Source organism: Escherichia sp. WS1450 (assembly GCF_046487395.1).
Lineage (GTDB): Bacteria > Pseudomonadota > Gammaproteobacteria > Enterobacterales > Enterobacteriaceae > Escherichia > Escherichia coli.
Map to the genome: position 1 here is coordinate 1 of NZ_JBJQJO010000118.1, position 1,145 is coordinate 1,145.

Below are 1,145 nucleotides of genomic sequence, written 5' to 3' on the forward strand. Positions count from 1 at the left end.
TACACATTCTGTTTCCGCGTCTGAAAACTTCACTATACAGTTTATGGTCGTATGACCCCTGTCAGCCCACACTGGTGACGTGATTTTATCGACCTTCATTCATTTCTCCCCCTGTCACAGTATTCTCTGAAACAGGCCCCAAATCGTCCCACTGATATTATTCACCGTCATGTTAGTTGTGCATAACATCCATGTACCAAGCATAGGATTGCCAAATAAAAAGCGGATATCTGTAAGTTTATCCGATGACGACGACACAATAACGGCCTGTCTGATACGATACCCGGGTATTTGACGGGTATTTGTTACCTCATGATTTCGGTCTATGATCCCCAGAACATAAGACCCCACGGAATAAACACTTCCGACGCTCGCTGGCCGCCCCGCTTCTCCTCTTGGCCCCTGTGGACCTGTCGGCCCGCGTGCACCTGTATACCCTCTTGGCCCCTGTGGACCACGCTCCCCCTGGGCTCCCAGCTCTTTCCATTCAGACCAGGGGCCATTACCGGTAAAATTACCAGTAACAGTTCTTACGAACTTTCGTGGTGGGTTCCAGGTTGTATATTCATGCTGGCAATATCCCCATGCACCAACTCTTACCTGAAGATAACCCGCTCTCTGAATCGGATAATTATTTTCTCGTGTAGCCCCACTGTCTGATGGCTGATAATAATCACCCTGATCGGTCACTCGTCCCAGTCGGTTCAGATCACCATTCAGCAGTTGTCCACGGGATGACTCTCCTCTTGGTCCCTGAGGACCTGCCGGACCGCGTGCACCTGTTTCACCCTTTGCTCCCTGTGGACCTGCCGGGCCGCGTTCACCTCTTTCACCTTTTGGTCCCTGTGGACCTGCCGGGCCGCGTGCACCTGTTTCACCCTTTGCTCCCTGTGGACCTGCCGGGCCGCGTGCACCTGTTTCACCCTTTGCTCCCTGTGGACCTGCCGGACCGCGTGCTCCTGTATCGCCCTTTAGTCCCTGAGGACCTGCCGGGCCGCGTTCACCTGTATCCCCCTTTAGTCCCTGTGGACCTGCCGGGCCACGTTCACCTGTATCGCCCTTTGGTCCCTGTGGACCTGCCGGACCACGTTCACCTGTTTCACCTTTTGGTCCCTGTGGACCTCCCGGATCTCCTTTATCCCCCT

Annotated in this window: 1 pseudogene; it reads right to left on the reverse strand. The window is 54.2% G+C overall.

The features are described 5' to 3' along the window. Positions 1–114 precede the first annotated feature (114 nt). Positions 115–1,145 (reverse strand): annotated as a pseudogene (locus ACJHYR_RS27790) (hypothetical protein); the annotation flags it as partial.